Here is a 25,743-nt window from a genome sequence, read left to right as displayed (position 1 = left end):
CAAAGTCCGTATACATCTAATTGTATGCGGACTTTTGCTATTTATACAATCCAAGCATACAAAGGATAATAGAAAGATACAAATACATACAAAGTAGAAGGATCTCATAATACCAATGAGATTCTTTATTTAGATGATGGAAATAAATACTAATATATTCATCTTTAAATTATTCTTATGTTACATCCTCTATTTTACCTTTTTTAGAAACCTTAATATAGTTTCAAATAATTAAAAGATAAATTCTCATATTTTTTTCTAACTTTGCACGCTCTGCATTATCATAAATATGCAATAATCAAACTATTAAAAGTTTTATAACGCAAACTAATGAAGCTATATTAAGCTCCAATGAATTTTATGCATATGTTTGATATTGAAAAAATTGTTCAGAAAAGAGGATTTATTGATCATTTTATTGAACAGATAATGTATTAATTATCTTTTTAGGAGGATATACCACCTAATTATAATTGAGACATAAAATAAAAATATTATATATTTTGCTATTTCTGAATATATTAGGATATATCATTGAATAAAGCAGGCAGAAAATCAAGCAAAGAAGTATAATATATTGTATATGATTTCAGAGACTTTTACAAGATTATAATAAGACCGATACAAACGAATTAGAAAAGTACAGGAGAACTATACTTATATTTGATCATAAACAAACAACAATAAAGGGTAACAATATGCTTAATCCTATAAAGAAGAGAATGGGAAATTTGGTAGGTGGTAATAAGATATCAATAACTCATTTGCAACAAACAGAGGGTAATTATGCAGATGCGATTCGTGATTTTAATAGTGTGAGATTTACTAATTTCAGCTATGGTTTATTGCCTCCTTGCAAAGGTGAAAAATCATCATGTGATCTGGAAATCAAAGAAAAAAATAGAGATAAAATAGAAATAGAGTTGAAACAATGTAATGCTATTATCTCTAGAGGTGGGCGTATAGATATAAAGCCTATTAATCATTCTGACTTTGTGCGACTAGAATATGATTTTAGTCAAGAGATTGAAGATAATAAACATTGGAATATTGTTTTAGTTGTAGAACCATTTTATAATAAGTGTCAAGGTATTGTAAACACTCAAGAAACATCATCTAATTATAAACAAACCTATCATTTGTCTATACAACCAATAGGACAAATTCCGGAAGAAGAATTCGGTATATATAATCTTATTTTAGGACGGATTATTAAAGAAGATAATAATTACGATATAGATTCGAACTATATTCCTCCAAGCGTAATGATGAGCAGCCATCCTGATCTCGAAAAATATTATGAACTATTTGGAAAACACCTTAATGAGATCGAAATTTCATCTCAAAGTATTATTCAAAAAATACAAGATAAAGACAGTGATTCTGATCTAACAAATAATATGATATTTCTATCCGAAAAGATACTCATTTATATTGCAGAGATTCGTTTTAACTATACTAATAGAGGGCGTTTTTATCAACCTATAGAGATAGCCAATATATTTTCTACTTTTGCTCGTGTGTGCATTGTTTTCATTGATTCTATATCTTCAGAAAAAAAAGAAGAATTGTTAAATTTTTTTCATGAATGGGGCGGTATTCAACCTAATATGTTTTTAGAGCTTCTTTCCAATTTGGAAGAATGCGAATACGACCATCAAAATATAAGAAGCGCAATGGCTCGAATAGAATCATCTTTAGCTTTATTTTCTGAGTTGTGGAGCAAAATTTAATGAATAAAGGGACTCTATATACAATACAAAAAAGCTCATTATACCTAATATAGGATAATGAGCTTTTTAATAAATATACTATCTGTTTCTATTTGCTTATTTCACTTCTTCAAAATCTACATCAGTTACATTATTGTCGCCTCCATTAGATTGGCTACCAGTATTACCTCCGGCTTCTTGTCCCGGATTAGCACCTGCTTGTTGCTGATTGTATATATTTTGGCTCAACTCCTGCATTAATTTAGTTAATTCATCCATAGCAGAATCAACAGCCGGAATATCTTGAGCTTTGTGAGCATCTCTTAGTTTATTTAAAGCACCTTCGATAGAAGCTTTCTGATCGGCTGGAATTTTATCTCCAAGATCTTTCAATTGATTTTCTGTTTGGAAAATAACTGAATCTGCCTGATTCAACTTGTCTATCTTTTCTTTTTCTTTCTTATCTGCTTCTGCATTAGCTGCTGCTTCATCCTTCATTCGTTGGATTTCTGCGTCAGTAAGACCCGATGAAGCCTCTATACGAATAGATTGTTCTTTGCCGGTCTTTTTATCTTTTGCCGATACACTAAGAATACCATTGGCATCAATATCAAATGTAACTTCAATTTGAGGCTCACCACGACGTGCAGGTAATATACCGTCTAAGTTGAAGACTCCTATTTGTTTATTATCCCTCGCCATTGGACGTTCTCCTTGAAGTACAACAATCTGTACAGACGGTTGATTGTCGGCAGCGGTAGAGAATGTTTCGCTCTTTTTCGTAGGAATAGTTGTATTAGCCTCAATTAGCTTAGTCATCACATTTCCCATTGTTTCTATACCAAGAGAAAGCGGAGTAACATCAAGCAACAATACATCTTTTACTTCTCCTGTTAATACAGCACCTTGTATAGCAGCACCTACAGCAACAACTTCATCAGGGTTTACACCTTTCGATGGTGTCTTTCCGAAGAACTTCTCAACTTCTGCTTGTACAGCAGGTATACGTGTAGAACCTCCGACTAAGATCACTTCATCTATATCGGATGGAGAATATCCTGCATCTTTCAACGATTGACGACATGGTTCGATACACTTACGGATAAGTGAGTCTGCCAATTGCTCAAATTTAGCACGAGTTAGATTTTTTACCAAGTGTTTTGGAATACCATTAACCGGCATAATGTATGGTAAGTTAATTTCAGTAGAAGTTGTGCTTGATAGCTCTATTTTCGCTTTTTCAGCAGCTTCTTTCAAACGCTGTAAAGCCATTGGATCTTTACGTAGATCTAAGCCTTCTTCATTCATGAATTCTTCAGCCAGCCAATTGATAATTACCTGGTCGAAATCATCACCACCAAGGTGAGTATCCCCATTGGTTGACTTAACTTCAAATACACCGTCTCCTAATTCTAGGATAGAGATATCAAATGTACCACCACCAAGGTCGAATACTGCAATTTTCATGTCCTTATGAGCCTTGTCAAGACCATAAGCAAGTGCAGCAGCTGTAGGCTCATTAACGATACGTTGAACTTTAAGACCTGCAATTTCTCCGGCTTCTTTTGTTGCCTGACGTTGCGAGTCGCTAAAGTATGCAGGTACAGTAATAACTGCGTCTGTTACTTCTTGTCCAAGATAGTCTTCAGCTGTCTTTTTCATCTTTTGAAGGATCATCGCCGAAATTTCCTGAGGAGTATAAAGACGTCCGTCAATGTCTATACGTGGTGTATTGTTATCTCCTTTCACTACTTTATAAGGTACACGGGTTACTTCGGTTTGAACTTGATCCCATGTTTCTCCCATAAATCTTTTTATGGAGTATATTGTTTTTTCCGGATTTGTGATAGCCTGACGTTTTGCAGGATCACCAATTTTACGTTCATTTCCCTCAATAAAAGCAACAACAGAAGGTGTTGTTCTTTTTCCTTCGTTGTTTGTGATAACGATAGGTTCGTTACCTTCCAACACGGCAACACAAGAGTTTGTGGTACCTAAGTCAATTCCTATTATTTTTCCCATCTTATTATATTATTATATTGTTTCTAATTAATTTCTATTATTATTTCTTTCAATTCATATTTCAATGACATTAGCCTTTGTTCAAAAGCTATGCCAAAATATAGGATGACAATAAAAAAAATAAAATATGACGATTTGTCAGAATTGATGGTGATTCTATTATATGTATTTAATGTTTTTATTTATAGGTGTTTATTTGTCTTTTTTCTGTTTTATATATATTTTAGTGACTACTATAAACTACATATAAGTATAATAACACAAGACACAAATAAGAAAATATTTAATAATAACTTAATCAAGCTTTAATACATTTCTGTTCCGTTGGATAGCAATCCGGCTTGTTATTAAATCAAACTTTTTGTAGATTTGAGGATATTTAGAGCTTAAACAAATATATCAATGAGCCAACCTTTAGCAGAGCGTTTACGTCCGCGTAATCTCGAGGAGTATATAGGACAAAAACATTTAGTAGGAGAGGGTGCTATTCTTCGAAAGATGATAGAATCGGGCAGAGTCCCTTCATTTTTACTATGGGGTCCTCCCGGAGTGGGCAAAACTACATTGGCTCAGATAATAGCGAATACACTTGATACGCCTTTTTATACTCTTAGTGCCATAAACTCCGGTGTAAAAGATGTGCGTGAAGTTATTGAATTGGCTAAAAAGAATCAGTTTTTTAATACCAAAAGCCCAATCTTATTTATTGATGAAATCCATCGCTTTTCTAAATCACAGCAAGACTCTTTGCTCGGTGCTGTAGAAACAGGAGTAATAACATTGATCGGTGCTACTACAGAAAACCCTTCGTTCGAGGTTATTCGCCCGTTGTTGTCACGTTGTCAGGTTTATGTCTTGCAATCGTTAGGTAAAGAGGATTTGGAAGAGCTGGCTCATAGAGCTTTAACACAGGATATAATACTTAGAGATCGGGATATCGAACTTAAAGAAACGGATGCGATATTGCGTTTTTCAGGAGGTGATGCCCGTAAACTATTGAATATACTTGATTTAGTAATCTCTTCCGAAGTAAGCGATAAGATCACAATAACCGATAAACTGGTAACAGAACGTTTGCAAGAAAATCCGGCAGCATACGATAAAGGAGGAGAAATGCATTATGACATTATTTCTGCTTTTATAAAGTCGATACGAGGGAGCGATCCCGATGCTGCTATTTATTGGTTGGCACGGATGGTGGCCGGAGGTGAAGATCCGAAATTTATAGCACGGCGTCTTGTTATTTCTGCTGCAGAAGATATTGGATTGGCAAATCCGAATGCTTTATTATTAGCTAATGCTTGTTTCGAGACGTTACATAAAATAGGTTGGCCGGAAGGACGTATTGTACTGGCTGAAACTACTATATATTTGGCAACATCTCCTAAGAGTAATTCGGCATACATGTCGATAGATGAAGCCATAGCTTTAGTCAACGAAACAGGAAATCTACCTGTACCATTACATTTGCGTAATGCGCCTACAAAGTTGATGAAGGAATTGAATTACGGAAAGGAATACAAATATGCACATAGCTTTGAAAATAATTTTGTACAACAAGATTATGTACCTAAAGAGATAAAGGGTAGACAATTTTGGAGACCCCAGCAGAATACAGCTGAAAGTAAAATAGTGGAATGGCTCAAAAAACTCTGGAAAGATCGGTATTAAGCGCTTGCTCAAGTATTATTTTTAAGAATTTAAATTATCTAATAATAGAATTGTAGTTTACTTTTATAGCTCAAAAGTGACATGAAAAAATAGACAATTACCTGTTACTTTTGTCACTTTTTGAAAAAAGACTATGCAATAATTAAGTCTAGAATAATGAATAATAATAAACTATTGCTATCTATAATCTTCTACCTAACGAGTATATATACTTTTTCGCAAGCGTATCATACACAGGCAATATCTGATGATATATATACCGTACAGGTAAATAAAAATAACGATTGGAATTCATATCCCATCATCGCATTGAATGGCAATGATTATGTACATATTAGTTTCGATCGTATTTCTGAAGACTCAATGAATCGTTTACGTTATCGGATAATCCATTGCGATGCATACTGGAAAAGAAGCAGTGGAATATCCGAGATAGATTATCTAAGTGGATTCAATGATAACCCGATAGATGATTATGCCTCTTCTTTAAATACAACCGTAGAATATACCTACTTTGCTATTAATATGCCTAATAATGATGTGAATGTCAAATTATCAGGAAATTATGTTGTTGAAGTTTACGAAGATGGTACTCCTGACGAAGTTTTACTTACTGCTTGTTTCTCTGTCGTAGATTCACAAGTAAGTATCGCTTCAAGTATAACATCTAATACGGATATTGATACAAATAAAGGTCATCAGCAGTTGTCTTTTAGTATATTGCATCAGAATCTTAATATAAGAGATCCTTTTACTGAATTGAAAATCTTTGCTTGGCAAAACAACCGCCTCGACACTGAAAGGCATCAAATAAAACCTACTTATGTTAGCTCCGATAGACTAATATATGAGCACAATCGAAATCTGATATTTGAGGCTGGAAATGAATACCGTCGATTTGAAACGTCAAGTTATAGATATAATGGTTTGAATGTAGAGCACATTGAATATAATCGGCCTAATTATACAATGTACATCGTTCCAGATAAAATCAGAGCTGGGAGATCATATAGTTATGATCAAGATCAAAATGGAAGATTTTATATTAGAAGTAACGATGCGAATGATAGTGAGATAGAGTCTGATTACTTTAATACGGTATTTACTCTACCAATGGACAACCCGATAGGTGAGGATATTTTTATTAATGGAAATTTTACTGATAATAACTTTACCGACAAATACAGAATGAAATATGATGAAGAGCACAGACAATATTATATAGATCTGCTTTTAAAGCAAGGTTTGTATAATTATCAATATCTGACTAAGCCGGGAGCCAGTTACTCAACAGCAACAATAGAAGGTAATTATTTTGAAACAGAAAATGAATATCAGATATTTGTCTACTATCGCCCTTCCGGACAACGTTACGACAGCCTCATAGGCGTACAAAATATTCAATCAAGAAGTAAATAAGGTGATTAACCTAAATAAAAAATCCTCTTTATGCAATGCGTAAAGAGGATTTTAATATATATGCTTATACTTTAATTATTCAAGGTAAGTGTATCCATAAAGACCTGAACGATAGTTTGATAGGAATTCTTTTCCTTCTTCTACTGTTATTGTCCCTTGTTTAACACTCGAAGTAACCCATGTTTCAACAGTGCGAACAAGCTTCTTTGCGTTGTATTGGGCATAGTCTAATACTTCTGCTACGGTTTCGCCGTCTATCATTTGCTCTATCTTGTATCCGTCTTTATCAACTGATATATGAACCGCATTTGTATCTCCAAACAGGTTATGAAGGTCGCCCAATATCTCCTGATAAGCACCCACTAGGAATACTCCGAGATAATATGATTCGTTCTTCTTCATGCTATGTACCGGCAAGTATGATGACTGATTACCGTTAGAGATAAAGTTATCTATCTTTCCGTCAGAGTCACAAGTTACATCCTGTAGTGTTGCTGTTCTATCCGGCTTTTCGTCCAATCTATGAATTGGTATAATCGGGAAAATCTGGTCAATAGCCCAAGAGTCCGGCAACGACTGAAATAGAGAGAAATTACAGAAATATTTGTCCGGTAATAATTTTGATAATTGTTTCAACTCTTCAGGAGCATGTTTTGCTCTGCCTGCAATTTGGAATATTTCGCGGGCAATAGAGAAGTAGAGACGCTCTACCTGCGCTCTCGTTTTCAATGTTAGCATTCCTAAGCTAAATAAGTCAAGAGCCTCTTCACGAATCTGTTGTGCATCATGCCAAGCTTCTAACATACGCGATTGGCTAAGATCGTCCCATATTTGATAAAGCTCTTTAACGAGTTCATGGTCATCTTCTGACAACTCTTTATCTTCATCCCACTCAGGCAAAGTAGCTGTTTCCAATACTTCAAATACCAGAATAGAGTGATGTGCCGTAAGCGATCTACCCGATTCTGTTATAATATTAGGGTGTGGAATGCCATTCTTATCAGCTGCATCTACCATTGTAGCGATAGAGTCATTCACATACTCTTGTATGGAGTAGTTTACACTACTTTCGTTATAAGAAGAACGTGTGCCATCGTAGTCAACGCCCAGTCCTCCGCCAATATCGACAAACTCCACCTTAAAGCCCATTGCATGTAGCTGTACATAGAATTGAGCGGCTTCACGTAAAGCTGTTTTTATGCGGCGAATTTTGGTAATCTGGCTTCCGATATGGAAGTGAATAAGACGTAAAGAATCCTGCATATTTGCTTTTTCAAGATATGCTAAAGCTTCTAACAGCTCACTCGAATTCAATCCGAATTTGCTTCCATCACCACCAGATTCTTCCCATTTACCACTACCGGAGCTAGCTAGCTTGATACGGATACCAATATTAGGTGTTATTTTTAGTCTTTTAGCTATTTTGGCAATTAGCGGTATCTCATTCAGTTTCTCAACTACAATGAATATATGCTTACCCATTTTTTGAGCCAATAAGGCTAACTCAATATAGCTTTCGTCCTTATATCCATTACAGATTATAAGCGAATCAGAATCGGTGTTGATTGCTATAACAGCATGAAGTTCCGGCTTAGAACCGGCTTCCAGTCCGATATTGAATTTTTTTCCATGGCTGATAAGTTCTTCTACCACCGGGCGCATTTGATTTACCTTGATAGGGTATATTATATGGTTTTGCCCTTTGTATTCATATTCTTCGGCAGCCTGTTTAAAGCACGTGGAAATTTTCTCGATACGATTATCCAGGATATCCGGAAAACGAATCAAAACAGGAGCTGACACATCGCGAAGCTGCAATTCGTCCATCAGTTCTTTTAAATCAACAGCCACCCCGTCTTTTCTCGGAGTTACAACAACGTTACCTTTCTCATTAACAGAAAAGTAATTAATACCCCAGCCTGCGATGTTATACAACTCAGCTGAGTCTTCGATGCGCCATTTTCTCATTCTTTGTGTAAAGTGAAATTTATTTAAATAGATAAATATGTTGTTATTTTAGCATTTTTAGGGTCTTTCGATTCCTCACCATAGATGTCGAAATCTGCTAAATAACGTCTTTTTATATTAGACTGCCAAATATGTGCCCAAGTTTTACCTATGGCATAAGGCAGTTCACCTTCCGAAAGGTACTTATAATATTTTGATTCCGGTATTTCTTTGAAAGTCAATCCCAAATTTGTAGGTATCCCTTCAACACTGGAAACTTTATAACCTAATACAGTCGTGTATTCTCCTGTATAGTCACTCTCATAATCAGTATAAATGCAATAGATATCATTAGATACCTTATTCGGCATCAGTTGCTGAATGTAAGCATTACGGAAAAAAACTTCCCATAGTTTTGCAATATCCTCTTGCGATTGATGATTTTGATTCGTAGTACGGACAGATATTCCAACAACCACAAACTTAGTCAGAGTGACTTCTTCACGATTCATCCTTATTTCCTCTTTAAGATATTTGTTACTTCTGCAATATACAAGTAATGAAAATCCTTTTCGGGATACCATCTTTCGATGATGTCTTTCTCTAAAAAAGCATCTTCTTGAATGCGCTGGACAAAGAGCTTTTTGACAAAAATAGCTGTTTCCGCTTCCATAAAATATGGTATATTCTTATCGAAAGCAATATTTAGTCCGGCTTTTGAGATTTTATCTTCATCACGCCCCGATACTTTACCTAAATAACTTAAGTCCTTTAAGTATTTTTTATCAAAGAAAGTAAGAGAGAAAGATTCAGTACTTTCTACAAACTCCCTTGTGTATCTTTGAGGACGTATAACAACAAATACTACTTCTTTGTTCCACATCACACCGTACCCACCCCAACTTGCAGTCATTGTATTCACTGTTCCATCGGGCTTAGATGCAGTAACGAGCATCCATTTGTTTTTTAACCCAAATGAATCGGGAGTAAAATCTTTTATATCTATTTTTTCAAAGGATGTCATGATTTAGCAATTGTCAATATCGTTTTCAATTAAAAAGTAACAAAAGTAACAGTTTTTGTACTGTTTCTAGATGTCACTTTTTTATATCTAAACTAATTCTAATGGTCTGTATAAAGATAATTTAATCGAGTTTCAATACAGCTAAGAAGGCTTTTTGAGGAACTTCTACGTTTCCTACCTGCTTCATACGTTTTTTACCTTCTTTTTGTTTTTCGAGAAGTTTACGCTTACGAGAGATATCACCACCATAACATTTCGCCGTAACATCTTTACGTACGGCCTTGATCGTCTCACGGGCGATAATTTTAGCACCAATGGCAGCTTGTATTGCTATATCAAATTGTTGACGGGGAATAAGTTCTCTCAATTTTTCACACATGCGACGTCCGAAGTTTACGGCATTGTCAACATGGGTAAGTGTAGAGAGGGCATCTACAGATTCACCATTTAATAGTATGTCAAGTTTTACAAGCTTCGATTCACGATAGTCATGCATATGATAATCGAAAGAAGCGTATCCTTTCGAAATACTTTTCAGCTTATCGTAAAAGTCGATAACAATTTCTCCTAATGGTATATCATATATAATCTCAACACGATCTCCTGAGATATATTCTTGTTTGATAAGGATACCTCGTTTGCCGAGACATAAAGTCATAATAGCTCCTATATAGGTGGTATTGGTGATTACCGAAGCACGTATATAAGGTTCTTCTATATAATCTATCAGGGTAGGGTCGGGGAGTCCTGCCGGATTGTGAACCTCTTTCGTGTTTCCTTTCTTGTCGTGAACTATATAAGATACGTTTGGAACAGTTGTGATCACATCCATGTTGAATTCCCGGTCGAGGCGTTCCTGTATAATCTCCATATGTAAAAGACCTAAGAATCCGCAACGGAAACCAAATCCTAAGGCAACAGATGATTCCGGCTGAAATGTAAGAGAGGCATCATTCAACTGAAGTTTCTCTAACGATGAGCGTAGGTCTTCAAAGTCTTCGCTATCGATAGGATATACTCCGGCAAAAACCATTGGCTTTACTTCTTCGAAGCCATCAATAGCCTTGTCGCACGCTCCTTTTACATGTGTGATAGTATCACCAACTTTTACTTCTTTCGAAGTTTTAATCCCTGAAATTATATAACCAACGTCGCCACATCTGACTTCATTGCGTGGAGACATATCCAGTTTTAGCACACCTACTTCATCAGCGTCATATTCTTTACCTGTTGCAAAGAATTTTACGAGATCACCTTTCTTAATTGTTCCATTCACTACTTTATAATAGGCAATGATACCACGGAAAGAGTTAAAAACTGAATCGAAAATAAGTGCTTGCAATGGAGCTTCGGGGTCTCCTTGTGGTTCCGGTATTCGTTCTATAATCGAATCCAGTATGGTATAAACGCCTTCTCCTGTTTTACCACTGGCTCGTATTATATCTTCTTTTTTTACACCTAACAGTTCTATAATCTGATCTTCAACTTCATCAGGCATAGCACTTGGCAGGTCTATTTTGTTCAGAATAGGAATAATCTCAAGATCATGCTCGATTGCCATATACAGGTTTGATATTGTTTGTGCCTGTATCCCTTGTGCCGCGTCTACGATCAACAAGGCGCCTTCACATGCTGCTATAGAGCGCGAAACTTCATACGAAAAGTCAACGTGTCCAGGAGTATCTATCAGATTAAGAATATATTTTTCGCCTTTATATACATATTCCATCTGGATAGCATGGCTTTTGATCGTGATGCCACGCTCACGTTCCAGATCCATGTTGTCAAGTACCTGAGCTTGCAAGTCTTTGCCTTCAACAGTCTTTGTATATTCTAAAAGCCTGTCAGCAAGGGTACTTTTACCATGATCAATATGTGCTATAATGCAAAAATTTCGTATTTTATCCATTCTATAATAAATCTTCTTTTTGGTGTATCGATTTGAAGTAAATATACTACCCCAAATTAGGCTGCAAATATACAAAAAAGATATAAAATACAGGGCTATTCGAGAAACAGAATTCAGTGACTTTAAAGAAAGATTGGATCATGAGAAATAAATGCATTATCATTCTTTATATAAACTATGTCCATATATAATAAAAATAGGATGCACCATTGATACATCCTATTTCTTTATTCTGATATAATTTTATTTCTCTGTTTCCTTATACCATTTATTTAGTTGTCCATTAACAAAAACAAAGTACCAGTGGTTTTTAAATTTATCTACATATTCTAAAGTCTGGTCTCCATTATTTCTTTGGTCGACAACTGAATATTTATCACCCATAAGTGAGACGATCTCTCGTTGTGTCATCCCCAGTTCTACTTGTTTTAATTGTGTATTGTAAACTGGTCCGCAAGCTGCAAGTGTAAATGCAACAAGGCATGCAAAAAATATCTTTTTCATAATATAATTGTTTTATAACCTATTTAACGTTCTAAGCATGTGTTTAGTTCTCAGATATAGAGTAATATCAATTTATAGTCATTTTGAAAAAAAAGAGATAATGAATTGCTAATCTTCTTTGCAACAGTCACAACCCTCATGTTTCTCTAAAACTCTGTGAGGAAAATCTCCATGTCCAATTATTTCAATAGGGCACGAGTTGTATGATTTTTCAAGCCAGTCGGTCGAAATGTTCGTACCTGAATGATAATGTAGTCCTTCGTTTACGCATGCTATATTCTTCACGAGTGAAATAACGGTTCCAACATCATGAGATACCAGTATGATAGCCGTATCCAGATTTATCTCTTCGAGCAATTTGTAGAAATTACTTTCAAAACGTTTATCCACATAGGAATTCGGCTCATCAAGAACTAACAAATCGGGGTCATCGATAATTGCCCTTCCTAGTAATGTACGCTGCAACTGTCCACCTGATAACGCACCTATTGAACGGTGTATAAGCTGTTCCAACCCCATTTTTTCGGCAATTACGCTCACCTTTTCTTTTTGTTCCTTTGTATAAGAAGAGAAAAGCCCTTTTTTTACGGTTAATCCAGACAAGATAACATCATATACAGATATTGGAAATTTTTTATCAATCTGATTTATCTGAGGTAAATAACCGATGTTTATTTTATCAACCTTTATATTATTCCTGTAAAAAGATATTTTACCCGAAGTCGGTTTGACCAACCCCATGAGTGTTTTCAGAAGAGTTGTTTTACCCCCTCCGTTTGGGCCGATAATACCAAGAAAATCATTCTTGGTAACGTCCAGATTGACATTATTCAATACATAAGGATTGCCGTCGTATCCTACAGAAAGATCTTTTATCTCAAGAATTTTACTCATCAATTAGTCTTCTAAAGCCATAGCTCTAGCTATTTTAATCATTTCTTCACTCCAATTATAAGACAGCAGATTGATAGGTATAGCTTTTCCGCCAATAGCTTCGGCTACTGTTTCAGCATTCTTTGTGTCAAATTCTTTTTGAATAAAGATAACTTTTATACCTTCAGCTTTTGCTTTGTCTATCAGTTCTTTCAATTGAGCCGGAGAAGGGTTCTTTCCTTCATGCTCAATGGAATACTGTGTCAGCTCATATTCTTGAGCAAAATAGCTAAGCGCTGGGTGGTAAATGATAAAAGCTTTGCTTGGTGCTTTTTCTAGATACGATTTTATTATACTATCGGTCTTGTCTATTTCAGAGAGAAGTTTATCGTAATTTGCTTTGTAATCAGCTTCATTTACTCTGTCTATTTCAATAAGCCCTTTGTACATGTTTTCTGCAATGATTTTAGCAGAAACGACAGAACTCCATGTATGTGGATCTCCTCCTACATGTCCATGATGACTATGATCATGCCCTTCGTGATGATTGTGGTCTTCACATGTTGATTCTATGCCATCCGAACAATCAATTACTTTAAACGTAGGATTACTTGCCGCAAATTTATTTATCAGAGAGTTCTCTATACCAAGATAACCCACCTTGAAATAAGCTGTACTTTTGTCAAGATTCATCATCTGTGAAGGAGTAAAGTCTGCACTTTCCGGATTCATTCCGGGAGAAATAATGCATTCTACTTTAAAGTGATTGCCGACAAGAGCCTCTAAAAAATACTTCTGCGGTTCTATCGTTACCATCAGCATTTTAGAGTCTTCAGCTTTTGTTGAAGGTTTACAACCTTGTAATAAAGCAAGTGTAAGTATTCCCAAACATAAAGCTATATATGTATGTCTATGTTTCATTATTTAATATAGTCTTATTTTACTTTTCCTTCGTTAGGTCGTATATTTTACGAATATGATCAAGTTCTTTCTTGAAGTCAATGTTCAGGTCTATCAAAGTACCATCGTTAAGATCATACACCCAACCCGCTACACGAGGATACCCCGATTCCAGATATGATTTTTGCACTTCTGCTGTTTTTATAACATTCAGACACTGTTCGTAGACATTAAGTTCCACCAAGCGATTGTAGCGGTCTTTCATATCAGGAATAGCATCTAGCTCTTTTTCGTGTAAACGATATACATCTCGCACATTTCTCAACCATGGATTCAGAATACCTAAATCTCTCGGTTGCATAGCTGCTTTTATTCCGCCGCAATTATAGTGGCCGCAAACAATTATATACTTTACATTCAAATATTCTACAGCATAGTTAATAACAGACAATACATTCAGATCATTGTTTACAACCATATTGGCTATATTGCGATGAACGAATACTTCTCCCGGTTGCAATCCCATTATTTCATTTGCATGTACACGACTATCCGAACATCCTATATATAAATAGTCAGGGTTTTGCTCTTTTACAAGATGGGTAAAGAAATCCGGATTTTCTTTGTTCTTATTCTCAACCCACTTTTTGTTTTCTGCAAAAATTTTCTGATATGATTCTTGTATTTGCATCTAGTTTTCTGAGGTTTTAAGTTCTTTTATTATATTCGTTACCTGTTCGATCAATGATTTTGTGTTATCATTAACAATTACAAAGTCAGAAAGTTTAGCTTTTTCTTCATCCGACATCTGATTTTGTATGCGTTCCATCACCTTTTCTTTAGGGAGGTTGTCTCTTAGTATTGTTCGCTCGATTCTTATGTCTAAAGGTGTATATACCATTAACACCTTATCCATCATTCTGTTAAATCCAGATTCAAAGAGTATAGCAGCTTCATGCGCTACAATGTCACATTGTGCATGATTTTTAACCCATTCAATAAAATCACGTTCTACTTCGGGATGAATAATTGCATTTACTGTTTCCAGTTTTTTCTTATCATTAAAAATATGAGAAGCAAGCAATGGTTTATTTAGTACTCCACCACTATATAGTTCTTCACCAAATAGATTGATTAGTTTTTTTCGAATTGTAGGAGATGTGGCAACTAACCTTTTACTTTCTATATCAGCAATGTAGACAGGCACACCACTAAGTGAAAATATCTGAGAGACAGTTGATTTTCCACTGCCTATACCACCGGTTATACCTAGTTTGATCATAATAATTGTTATTATTGTTCGAGTACAAACTCTACCTCTGAAGGTACAGGTGTCATTGTGCGTATATAATCAGGACTATCGGTTATACGTACAGGTATAGTTGCATCTTTCAGCTCTTTTATATCGTTGTAGTCTATAGTAACTTCGAAGTTACTACTGGTTATATTATCAGGTCTTCTCTTGCCTACAAAAAATTCAATTTTGACAGCAGACGGAAATAGTTTTATTTCTAAGTTGCTTGGTAAATTGATACAGGTAATAGGTACTTCAACTTCCTTTTTTATAAACTCATCGATTGGAATATTCAATTCTACTTCACTCGGAACATATTTGACTCCTAGTATAGGCTTCATCTTTATTTTTACCTTCTTTGCCGATTTGATATTCCTTAATGTATCCGATTCCGTATAAGCAAAGAAAATGGTATCTAATGAAGCTTTACTGCCGTATACCATAACAGAGTCCGGTTGGGTTATCAAGTCTCCGTCGAGCATATAACCGGCATCGAGACTTACGCTTCCGTTAAAAATAACAGGTAACTTCTTGCTTCGTAATAATGCGTATGAATATGATACCCGAGTAGGGGAGTAGCTAATTAGTTCGGATGTGACAAAAAGCTTTGAACGGATTAATTGCTCAAAATTACGTCCTTGGATAACCTTGTCCGGTGAATTCTTTATAACCTCTCTGACATCAACCACTAGTGAGTCTTTGCGTCTAGTCAGGTAATATCGGAATAGGGTAGCACCATCATCTTTGATTCGGGCATAAACCGTAGTTGGCAGTTCATTCTCAAAAACTATACTATCCGGCTCATTTATGTATTTAACAGGTATAGCAAGGGTGGCCTCGTATTTTTGGCGATACACTTGCATCATCCAGAAAATAAAAGATAAAAGCACAAAAAACATGAAGGTCAAAATCTTTTTCCATCGAATTGTCTTGAAAAAAGCTTTGACCTTTTGTGCAAATATTTCCTTATCGTAAGTATCGCTCATAAGCTATACCCGGATATTTACCGTAATAAAAAAATTATTGTTTCTTAGTATCTTCGGCTGAAACATATACAGAAGATTTTTCAATCTTAATTTTTACTCCCTCTGCTATTTCAAGAATAAAATATGTATCACCCACTTCTTTCACTTTTCCGTGAACACCTCCGGCTGTAACCACTTTGTCACCTACCTTAATGGCGTTTCTTGCTTCTTGTAGAGCTTTTTGTTTCTTCTGCTGTGGTCTGATCATAAAGAAGTACATAATTCCGAAGAGCAGTACCATCATTATAATCATGCCGGTACTTCCGCCTAATAAACCTCCAGCAGGAGAAGCTCCACCATCTGCAGCTTGTAACAATACATTTAATAAAGTCATAATTGTTCTTTAATATTGATTTATATTATTCTTACTTCAGTTACTTTTTTTGAATAAGTTTTTACAAATATAAGTGAATATTTTGAAATAGGCTTTATGCGAAAATATGATAAATGCTATTATTTCTTAATTATCTTTTTTTCTTCTTTCAGCTCTTTTACAATTGCATCCAAAATTCCATTTATAAAAGAAGCACTTTTTATAGTACTATATGACTTCGCTATATCGATATATTCATTTAAAGAAACACTAATCGGGATAGATGAGAATTCGATGATTTCGGCTATTGCAATCTGCATTATAACCATATCCATAAGAGCAATACGTTCCGACTCCCAATTCTTAGTGTATTTATCAATCAGCTCTTTATATTCTTTTCCGTTGAATAAGGACTCTCTCAATAATTTTACTGCAAACTCTTTATCCGTTTCATCTTTAAACATAGGAAGCAACTCTTGTTCTGTTCCTTTGTTTTCTTCAAAGCGTTTAATTGTTTTTAAAACAAAAGATTGGATAATTTCGATATCGTCGTTCCAGTAAAGACTTTCATCCTCAAGGATAGAATACAAATCTTCAGTCGTGCATATAATTTGCTTGAAAACTTTACGCCAAAACTCACGATCGTCAGTATATTCTTGAGATTGATTTTCTGTATATTCTTTATATATGTCAGAGTTTAAGATATTATCCAATAGGTTGCGGATAAAAGCATCATGTTCTGCCCATGAGAAAGGCCTATCGTTCAGGTATTTTATCAGTTCTGTGTTTTGACTGAGTTGAGATATGAATTTATTATTCAACAACTTTGTGTTTGGACTCATATCCTCTTTAGTGGGCAATAGCTTCGATTTGCGACTATCTACTCTCTGAGCATAAGTATTAGTCAACTCTACCATCAACGATAACAGATAAAAGTACAAATCATATGATTTTTGTAGGCTAAGCATTAACTCACTTTCTGCCTTTCTCAAATCTGTGGTTTCACTATGACTGCATGAGAACAGTATTTGAACAACCCTGATACGAATAAGAACGCGATTTATCATTTATATATAAAAATGTTTCAGGCTGCAAAAGTACACATTTTTTTGTAATACAATAGTTTTTTTCGCCAACATCTTTCTCGTTATAAAACGAAGGAGGATTTATAATGAAAAATTAGAATTATCTTTGCCCTGTCTTTATTAGGAATATAATTTATAACCAATCAACATAAACATTTATATCGCTTAGATGTTTAATAGAAGTAAGTAATGAAAAAAATAGTTATCGCAATAGATGGGTTTTCATCGAATGGTAAGAGTACTATGGCCAAAAGTTTGGCAAGGGAGATAGGGTATATCTATATAGATAGTGGAGCCATGTATAGGGCTGTAACGCTATATTGCATAGAACATAACCTCTTTAATGGCGAAACGCTGGATGAAGAAAAATTGCGTAACGAAATAGAAAATATAAAGATACAGTTTCACTTAAATAAAGATACAGGAACTCCTGAGACATATCTGAATGGACAGAATGTTGAAGGTCTGATACGCAGTATGGAAGTATCGTCTAAAGTGAGTATTGTTAGTGCAATTCCTTTTGTACGCCATGCAATGGTGGCTCTCCAACAAGAAATGGGTAAGGCGAAAGGAATTGTAATGGATGGGAGAGATATAGGAACTGTTGTTTTTCCTGATGCCGAGATGAAAGTTTTTGTGACTGCAAAAGCTGAAATTAGAGCACAGAGACGCTTTGATGAATTGCAGTCGAAGGGTGATACGAAAACGACATACGAAGAAGTGCTGGAAAATTTAAGAACCAGAGATCATATGGATCAGACGCGGGCAGAAAGCCCTTTAATCCAAGCGGATGACGCCATTCTTCTGGATAATTCATATATGACCATTGACGATCAGATGCAATGGTTGGTACAAAAGTTCAAACAAATAACTACAAATTAAATGAGTAATATAGAAATAGATGCTAAGTCAGGTTTTTGCTTTGGGGTAGTTAATGCCATAAAGAAAGCAGAAGAAGAATTGGCCAAAGGAGGCATGCTTTATTGTTTAGGTGATATCGTGCACAATAACCTAGAAGTAGACAGGTTGGAAAAACTTGGAATGAAGACTATAAATCATGAAGAGTTTGCAAAACTGAAAAATGCAAGAGTTTTACTTAGGGCTCATGGCGAGCCACCTTCAACCTATCAAACGGCGAAAGAAAACAATATCGAGATCATAGATGCCTCATGTCCTGTTGTTTTACGTCTTCAGAAAAAGATACACGACAAATATGACAGTGAAAGAGATAACAATACACAAATTGTTATTTATGGTAAAAACGGTCATGCCGAAGTGAATGGGCTACTCGGACAAACTGAATCGAGTGCTATTGTTATTGAGAAGAAAGAAGATCTCGAAAAACTCGATTTTTCTAAAAATATTTGTTTATTCTCTCAGACAACAAAACCGCTGGATGGATTTCAAGAGATAATTGATATTATTCAAGGCAGAATGACGGGAGATGCTAAATTTGAATTTTTTGATACTATTTGTCGTCAAGTATCAAACCGTATTCCTAACATCAAAGAATTTGCTCTGAATAATGACATCATATTCTTTGTGGCAGGAGAGAAGAGTTCGAATGGAAAAGTCTTATTTGCTGAGTGTAAAAAATATAATCCCAACTCGTATTTTATCACTACACCATCAGATATAAACCCTGATTTAGTAAGCAAAACAGCCTCAATAGGTATTTGTGGTGCAACTTCTACTCCGAAATGGCAAATGGAAGAAGTAGAAGCAAAAATAGAGGAAATAAGATCGGTGTTAATTTAACCAAATTGACATATTGAGATTAGCCTTATCAGTAAATTTATTCTTATTTTTGTAATTCATTTTGAAAAAGGGACTTTAAGAATAAATATAAATAACATTATGGCTAACATTAAGTGTATTGGTATCCTTACTTCCGGAGGCGATGCTCCGGGTATGAATGCAGCTATTCGTGCAGTAACTCGTTCAGCTATCTATAACGGAATAGAAGTTAAAGGTGTTATGCGTGGTTATAAGGGATTGGTATTTGATGAAATTATACCATTCAAAACAAATAGTGTAAGTAATATTATACAGCAAGGAGGTACAATTCTTAAAACAGCTCGTTGTAAAGAGTTTGAAACGACAGAAGGTCGTCAGACAGCATACGAAACACTTCAACGTGAGAATATTGATGCTTTGGTTGTTATAGGTGGAGATGGTTCACTTACCGGAGCCCGTATTTTTGCACAAGAATATAATTTTCCTATAGTTGGTCTACCGGGAACTATCGATAATGACTTGCAAGGAACAGATTTAACGATTGGTTATGATACAGCGTTGAATACAATCATGCAAGCTGTAGATAAAATTCGCGATACAGCCAGCTCTCACGAACGTTTATTTTTTATTGAAGTGATGGGGCGTGAATGCGGTATTCTTGCACTTAATGGAGCGATTGCCTCCGGAGCAGAAGCTGCTATTATCCCTGAGAGATCAATGCAACAAGACCAATTGGCGGATTTGATATCTAATGGATTTCGTAAAAGTAAAAATAGTAGCCTTGTTCTTGTAACAGAGGGTGATATCACCGGTGGTGCAATGGCAATGGCCGAGCGTGTAAAAAAAGAATTTCCTCAGTACGATGTACGAGTAACTATTCTTGGGCATGTACAACGTGGAGGTTCTCCTACTGCAAACGACCGTATACTTGCTAGCCGAATGGGTGCTTCCGCAATTGATGCTCTGCTTGATGGTCAACGTAATGTAATGATTGGTATTCAGAATGATGTGATTGTATATGTTCCATTTTCCAAAGCAATCAAAAAGAATAAACCAATTCAGCCGGATTTAGTAGAAACATTGAAGGTTCTTTCAATTTAAGAATAGAATAAAATATATAGATACTAAATAAAAAACGACGAAATCGGATAATGATTTTATCGTTTTTTTTTGTTTGATTATTTCCCTTTGAAAAAAACTTTAATTACAAGAGTCTTCAGACAAACAAATATTCTTTCCTTCTAGCTGAATTGTGGCATGCTTAATTCCAAATTTTTCATGAATAGAGCGCTTAGCCTTCTCTAGGATTAGGTCACGATCAACATTTGGTTTTACTATTAGGTGAACTGTTAATACCGAAAATTCGGACGTTATCATCCATATATGTAAGTCATGTATATCTTCTATGCCTTCTATTGACTTCAACGCATTTACAACTTCATCAGAGTCTATCTCTGATGGTTTAGCTTCCATCAATATGTTAACAGATTCTTTAAGGACGTGCCATCCACTATAAAGAACTAGGAGTGAAACAATCATACTTGCTATTGGGTCGGCTATATACCAGCCAAACAACATGATGAGTATTGCTGCAGCTATAGCCCCAACAGAACCTAACAAATCGCCTATAACGTGCAGAAAAGCACTTCTTATATTTAAGTTTTCTTTGGTCGAGCCTTGTGAATGCAGAATATATGCGACAATAATATTAATAATAAGCCCAATGACTGATATGACCATCATACCTGGGCCTATCACATGAGGAGGCTCTGAAAGACGATGTATCGCTTCTTTGAATATAAAAACAGAAATCAGGACAAGTACAATGCCATTTAATAACGCAGCTAGGATTTCAAAGCGTTTATATCCATACGTTTTGGATGGGGTTGCTGCTCTGGAGCCGAAAATAAGAGCACTTAAACTTAATCCTAGTGCAACAGCATCACTTAACATATGCCCAGCATCAGATATTAAAGCTAAGCTATTCGTTAAATACCCTCCGATGAATTCAACAAACATAAATCCGGCTATCAGGAAGAAGCTAATCGTTAAAGCCTTCTTATTGGCATTGTGTGCATGGCTATGCCCGCTATGTGAATGTTCGTGGTTGTTATGATTATGATCGTGTTTCATACGTTCTTATTTAGAATTATTTAAAATAAAAAAGCAAGGGTAAAGTTACTTTTTTTTCCCTTGCTTCTGTTATCTAGAATTATAATTCTTCTTACCTAGTCATTCATTGAGATAAGGAATTCTTCATTATTTATTGTTTTTCTTAATCTTCCGTCAAGGAACTGCATTGCTTCTACAGAGTTCATGTCAGATAAGAAGTTACGAAGAACCCACATTCTGCTTAGTGTATCGTTGCTGAGTAACAAGTCATCTCTACGAGTACTTGACGCAATAATATCCACTGCAGGGAATATACGCTTGTTCGACAATTTACGATCGAGCTGAAGCTCCATATTACCTGTACCTTTAAACTCTTCAAAGATAACATCATCCATTTTAGAGCCGGTCTCAGTCAATGCTGTTGCAATGATTGTTAGAGATCCTCCATTTTCGATATTACGCGCTGCTCCGAAGAAGCGTTTTGGTTTATGTAATGCATTTGCGTCAACCCCTCCGGTTAATACTTTTCCTGAAGCCGGTTGTACAGTATTGTATGCACGAGCTAGACGAGTGATGGAATCCAATAGGATAACTACGTCGTGTCCGCACTCTACCATACGTTTTGCTTTATTCAATACTATTTCGGCAATCTTCACATGGCGATCTGCCGGTTCGTCAAATGTAGATGCTATAACTTCAGCATTTACACTACGTTCCATATCGGTAACCTCCTCAGGGCGTTCATCGATCAGAAGAACGATCATGTACACCTCAGGATGGTTATCTGCAATCGCATTTGCTATATCTTTTAGCAATGTTGTTTTACCGGTCTTCGGTTGAGCAACAATCAAACCACGCTGTCCTTTACCAATCGGAGAGAATAGATCTACAACACGGCATGATAGATTGTCATTACGTCCTTTTGTTAGTTTAAATTTCTCATCTGGAAATAGCGGCTTCAAATGATCAAACGGAACGCGGTCACGTACTTCATCCGGTGTGCGTCCATTGATTCTATCTACCTTAACTAAAGGGAAGAATTTTTCAGACTCTTTCGGTGGACGTATTGGTCCTTCCACAATATCCCCGGTTTTTAAGCCGAATAGGCGTATTTGAGATTGGGATATATATATATCATCAGGAGACGACATATAATTATAATCGGATGAACGAAGGAATCCGTAGCCTTCCGACATAATCTCTAAAACACCTGTAGCTGATAATATTCCTTCAAAATCAAAAGATTTTTCCTGATTCTGATTATTTTGTTTTTGATTTTGTTGATTGTTTTGTTGCTGTGCCGGTTTATTTGTTTTAGCTGGTACTTCAGTAATAATTTCTACAGCCGGAACCTCTGCATCAACTTCTAATGGAGATAGAAGTGGTAATCCCGGAACAGGTTCTTCTGGTTGAGCTTCTCTTACTTTGTTAGAGCGAAAAACCAGTTGAGTCGGCTTTACAGCTGTTGGCTGTTGTTTTACATTGCTGACAGGCTTAGCTTCCTTCTCTTTTTCTTCCACTTTCTTTACCACCTCTTTTTGTGGGGCCTTTTCTTTTTCTTCAATGACTACTTTCGGTTCATTTTTCTTTTCCACAACAGGAGCCTCTTTAGGTGTTACTTTTACCTGAGGTTTTGGCTCTTCTTTTTTAGGGGAGGCATCAGCAGGTTTAGAGTCTTGTTTTTCTGTTTTTTTCGCTTGCGGTTGGTTCTTGGGTCTTTCTTGTTTGTTCTTAGCTGCAGACTGGGATTTTCTTTGTTGTTGTTCTATCCGATCTTCGCTTTGATAGCTCTCAGAGTTTTTGTTTTTTGCTTCTAAGATAGCTTGTTCATCAAGAATTTTATAGATTAACTCATCTTTCTTATAAGCATCAGGACGTCGTATCCCAAGCTCTTTTGCGATGGTTCTAAGTTCGATAGTGAGCTTCTCGTTAAGCTCAAGAATGTTGTATATACGCATGTATATCTATATTAAAATATTGATTTTTGAGAATTTTTAATAAATTAGAGTAAAGCCTTTTCTGTAAAACTTTATAATAATAACTTTAATGGAACTTAACTTTAGGGAGATAATAATTTAAGGTTATTATCTAAGATTTAAATAGTTAGTTTGTTGGCTGGCTATCTGTCGGGATGATATTCAACCCCTAATCTTTTTTGTTTACAAGAGAAAATAATTATTTTATTTTTTTTTTGCTAGACAAAGATAGATTTGCAATAAACCTGTGCAAAGATAATAAAAGAAATCTATTTTACAACATCTATTCTGTTATTGTTTTTTCTATTTCCTTCATAATAAAGACATATAAACTGGTTCTAAATAGTGGAATATGAACATATATGTGAGGACGGGTGTTAATTAGGGACTACAGTGTTGAAAAATCTTTATTGATTCTTTAATTTAAAGATTTATCTTTGCTCCCCGTAAAATTATTAATATCATTAAACCCAATAATAACATGATTACAGATATTGAGATTGCAAGAAATATAGAGTTAGAAAATATAAATATTATAGCCAAGAAGCTGGGAATATCTCAAGATCAACTATATAATTATGGTAAATATATAGCCAAAATACCTGTATCTCTAATCAATGATCAGAAGGTGGCTAATAGTAACCTCATATTAGTTACAGCTATAACCCCCACTAAAGCAGGAATAGGGAAAACAACAACTTCTATTGGATTAGCTTTGGGTTTAAACAAAATAGGTAAAAAAACAGTTGTTGCATTAAGAGAGCCATCATTAGGACCTTGCTTTGGAATGAAAGGAGGTGCTACCGGAGGAGGTCATGCTCAGGTTTTGCCTATGGAAGATATTAATCTGCATTTTACAGGCGATTTTCATGCAATAACATCTGCACATAATATGATAACCGCTTTACTTGATAACTATTTGTATAGAAGTAAGGGCACAAAAGGTTTTTTGAAGGAAATAACATGGAAGAGGGTACTGGATGTAAATGATAGGAGCTTAAGATATATCGTCACTGGATTGAATGGAACAACAAATGGTATCCCCACTGAGTCCGGATTTGAAATTACTCCGGCTTCAGAAATAATGGCTATTCTATGTTTATCGAAAGATATTGACGATTTAAAGCGAAGAATAGGAAACATCATTCTGGGATATACTGTGGAAAATAATGCTTTTACAGTTAATGATCTTGGTGTTTCAGGTGCTATTGCTGTTTTATTGAAAAATGCGATAAATCCGAATTTGGTACAAACTACAGAACATTCTGCGGCAATTATACACGGTGGCCCTTTTGCAAATATAGCTCATGGTTGCAACTCTGTAATTGCCACCAAAATGGCAATGTCTCATGCTGATTATGTAATAACTGAAGCCGGATTTGGTGCAGATCTGGGTGCTGAAAAGTTCTTTAATATTAAATGTCGTAAGGCAGGTATAACACCTAAGCTTACAATAATAGTGATCACTACTCAGGCATTGAAAATGCATGGGGGAGTAGCTTTGGAAGATATTAAGAAGAAAAATATAGATGGGCTGCTGAAAGGTTTTGAAAATTTGAACAAGCATATCGAAAATATGAAATCTTTCGGACAGACCGTTCTTGTATCTTTGAATAGATATGGTTTCGACTCTGATGAAGAAATCTCATTGATAGAGAAATGTTGTGATAAAATGGGAGTTGGATTTGCCTTGAATGATTCTTATGTAAAAGGTGGCGAAGGTGCTATAGCATTAGCGAAGAAAGTTGTCGAGCAAATTGATTTAAATCCTTCCAGAAGTTTAACTTTTACATACGATGATGGAGATGCAATTGACACTAAGATAGATAAAGTTGCAAAGAAAATATATGGTGCAGCTTCTGTCGTATTTAGTAATAAAGCTAAAAGAAAACTCGATACGATTAAGAAAATGGGTATAAGTCATTATCCGATTTGTATCGCAAAAACGCAATATTCTTTTTCTGACGATGCCAGCCTATACGGCACTCCCAAAGATTTTGAATTTACAATAAATGATATTGTGATTAACAATGGTGCTGAATTTATTGTCGCTATAGCCGGAGATATTATGCGCATGCCGGGGTTACCCGCAGAGCCGCAAGCAAAGCATATTGATATTGTAAATGGTATGATTGAAGGACTTAGTTGATAGGTATTTCATGATTTAAAATAAACAAAAAAGCCTCTGAATATTTCTTCAGAGGCTTTTTTTATAATCAA

At 35.4% G+C, this 25,743-nt stretch carries 22 protein-coding genes; 7 read left to right on the top strand and 15 right to left on the bottom strand.

The genetic code is table 11. From position 1 onward, the window contains the following. The first annotated feature begins 698 nt into the window (after positions 1 to 698). Positions 699 to 1,733 carry a hypothetical protein gene (locus PKC55_RS11365; protein WP_291127093.1) on the top strand — a complete coding sequence of 345 codons (1,035 nt, stop codon included), beginning with the start codon at positions 699 to 701 and terminating at the stop codon, positions 1,731 to 1,733. Between the two features lie 96 nt (positions 1,734 to 1,829). Here PKC55_RS11365 and dnaK read toward each other — a convergent pair whose 3' ends face one another. Continuing rightward, positions 1,830 to 3,734, bottom strand: coding sequence for a molecular chaperone DnaK (gene dnaK, locus PKC55_RS11360; RefSeq protein ID WP_252637303.1), 1,905 nt, complete (start codon positions 3,732 to 3,734; stop codon positions 1,830 to 1,832). Positions 3,735 to 4,136: 402 nt separating this feature from the next. Here dnaK and PKC55_RS11355 point away from each other — a divergent pair, with 402 nt between their 5' ends. Both PKC55_RS11355 and PKC55_RS11350 read left to right on the top strand, forming a co-directional pair. Then, positions 4,137 to 5,405, top strand: coding sequence for a replication-associated recombination protein A (locus tag PKC55_RS11355; protein ID WP_291129011.1), 1,269 nt, complete (start codon positions 4,137 to 4,139; stop codon positions 5,403 to 5,405). Between the two features lie 156 nt (positions 5,406 to 5,561). Next, a complete protein-coding gene (locus tag PKC55_RS11350; RefSeq protein WP_291129010.1) occupies positions 5,562 to 6,824 on the top strand; it encodes a type IX secretion system plug protein in 1,263 nt (420 codons plus the stop codon). Between the two features lie 75 nt (positions 6,825 to 6,899). Here the strand turns inward: PKC55_RS11350 and speA are convergent, their stop codons facing one another. The 12 genes from speA to nusB all read right to left on the bottom strand — a co-directional run bounded on the left by speA (position 6,900) and on the right by nusB (position 17,680). Then, on the bottom strand, positions 6,900 to 8,792 hold the full coding sequence (speA, locus tag PKC55_RS11345) for a biosynthetic arginine decarboxylase (RefSeq protein ID WP_135106438.1): 1,893 nt from the start codon (positions 8,790 to 8,792) through the stop codon (positions 6,900 to 6,902). Positions 8,793 to 8,815: 23 nt separating this feature from the next. Beyond that, a complete protein-coding gene (locus PKC55_RS11340; RefSeq protein ID WP_135106436.1) occupies positions 8,816 to 9,283 on the bottom strand; it encodes a GyrI-like domain-containing protein in 468 nt (155 codons plus the stop codon). 2 nt (positions 9,284 to 9,285) lie between these two features. Next, entirely contained in the window at positions 9,286 to 9,795 is a 510-nt protein-coding gene (locus tag PKC55_RS11335; RefSeq protein WP_291027540.1) for a flavin reductase, read from the bottom strand. A gap of 121 nt (positions 9,796 to 9,916) precedes the next feature. Further along, positions 9,917 to 11,704: a translation elongation factor 4 gene (lepA, locus tag PKC55_RS11330; RefSeq protein ID WP_283687338.1), complete on the bottom strand. Its 1,788-nt coding sequence runs from the start codon at positions 11,702 to 11,704 to the stop codon at positions 9,917 to 9,919. A gap of 243 nt (positions 11,705 to 11,947) precedes the next feature. Then, positions 11,948 to 12,208, bottom strand: a complete 261-nt coding sequence (locus PKC55_RS11325) for a hypothetical protein (RefSeq protein ID WP_291129007.1) — start codon at positions 12,206 to 12,208, stop codon at positions 11,948 to 11,950. Positions 12,209 to 12,316: 108 nt separating this feature from the next. Continuing rightward, positions 12,317 to 13,102 (bottom strand): metal ABC transporter ATP-binding protein, encoded by a 786-nt coding sequence (locus PKC55_RS11320; RefSeq protein ID WP_291129005.1) that lies wholly within the window; start codon positions 13,100 to 13,102, stop codon positions 12,317 to 12,319. A 3-nt stretch (positions 13,103 to 13,105) separates the two neighbouring features. Next, positions 13,106 to 14,002, bottom strand: a complete 897-nt coding sequence (locus PKC55_RS11315; RefSeq protein WP_291129003.1) for a metal ABC transporter solute-binding protein, Zn/Mn family — start codon at positions 14,000 to 14,002, stop codon at positions 13,106 to 13,108. Between the two features lie 19 nt (positions 14,003 to 14,021). Beyond that, positions 14,022 to 14,672 (bottom strand): carbonic anhydrase, encoded by a 651-nt coding sequence (locus tag PKC55_RS11310; RefSeq protein ID WP_283687331.1) that lies wholly within the window; start codon positions 14,670 to 14,672, stop codon positions 14,022 to 14,024. After that, positions 14,673 to 15,263, bottom strand: a complete 591-nt coding sequence (gene coaE, locus PKC55_RS11305) for a dephospho-CoA kinase (RefSeq protein WP_291129001.1) — start codon at positions 15,261 to 15,263, stop codon at positions 14,673 to 14,675. 11 nt (positions 15,264 to 15,274) lie between these two features. Then, positions 15,275 to 16,261 (bottom strand): YbbR-like domain-containing protein, encoded by a 987-nt coding sequence (locus PKC55_RS11300; protein WP_252637313.1) that lies wholly within the window; start codon positions 16,259 to 16,261, stop codon positions 15,275 to 15,277. Positions 16,262 to 16,295: 34 nt separating this feature from the next. Beyond that, positions 16,296 to 16,634, bottom strand: a complete 339-nt coding sequence (yajC, locus tag PKC55_RS11295) for a preprotein translocase subunit YajC (protein ID WP_006844470.1) — start codon at positions 16,632 to 16,634, stop codon at positions 16,296 to 16,298. Between the two features lie 119 nt (positions 16,635 to 16,753). After that, positions 16,754 to 17,680, bottom strand: coding sequence for a transcription antitermination factor NusB (nusB, locus tag PKC55_RS11290; RefSeq protein WP_135106419.1), 927 nt, complete (start codon positions 17,678 to 17,680; stop codon positions 16,754 to 16,756). A gap of 207 nt (positions 17,681 to 17,887) precedes the next feature. Between nusB and cmk the strand changes: the two genes are divergently transcribed. The 3 genes from cmk to pfkA all read left to right on the top strand — a co-directional run bounded on the left by cmk (position 17,888) and on the right by pfkA (position 20,536). Continuing rightward, positions 17,888 to 18,580, top strand: a complete 693-nt coding sequence (gene cmk / locus PKC55_RS11285; protein WP_291128998.1) for a (d)CMP kinase — start codon at positions 17,888 to 17,890, stop codon at positions 18,578 to 18,580. Further along, positions 18,581 to 19,456 carry a 4-hydroxy-3-methylbut-2-enyl diphosphate reductase gene (locus tag PKC55_RS11280; RefSeq protein WP_006844467.1) on the top strand — a complete coding sequence of 292 codons (876 nt, stop codon included), beginning with the start codon at positions 18,581 to 18,583 and terminating at the stop codon, positions 19,454 to 19,456. Between the two features lie 99 nt (positions 19,457 to 19,555). Next, positions 19,556 to 20,536: a 6-phosphofructokinase gene (gene pfkA, locus PKC55_RS11275; protein WP_252637317.1), complete on the top strand. Its 981-nt coding sequence runs from the start codon at positions 19,556 to 19,558 to the stop codon at positions 20,534 to 20,536. Positions 20,537 to 20,635: 99 nt separating this feature from the next. Here pfkA and PKC55_RS11270 read toward each other — a convergent pair whose 3' ends face one another. After that, positions 20,636 to 21,568 (bottom strand): cation diffusion facilitator family transporter, encoded by a 933-nt coding sequence (locus tag PKC55_RS11270; RefSeq protein WP_291128996.1) that lies wholly within the window; start codon positions 21,566 to 21,568, stop codon positions 20,636 to 20,638. 95 nt (positions 21,569 to 21,663) lie between these two features. Then, positions 21,664 to 23,505 (bottom strand): transcription termination factor Rho, encoded by a 1,842-nt coding sequence (gene rho, locus PKC55_RS11265; RefSeq protein WP_291128993.1) that lies wholly within the window; start codon positions 23,503 to 23,505, stop codon positions 21,664 to 21,666. A 499-nt stretch (positions 23,506 to 24,004) separates the two neighbouring features. Between rho and PKC55_RS11260 the strand changes: the two genes are divergently transcribed. Then, positions 24,005 to 25,672 (top strand): formate--tetrahydrofolate ligase, encoded by a 1,668-nt coding sequence (locus PKC55_RS11260; protein ID WP_291128991.1) that lies wholly within the window; start codon positions 24,005 to 24,007, stop codon positions 25,670 to 25,672. Positions 25,673 to 25,743: the final 71 nt, after the last annotated feature.

Source organism: Dysgonomonas sp. (genome assembly GCF_035323175.1).
GTDB lineage: Bacteria > Bacteroidota > Bacteroidia > Bacteroidales > Dysgonomonadaceae > Dysgonomonas.
This window is presented reverse-complemented; position numbering and strand designations above follow the sequence as displayed.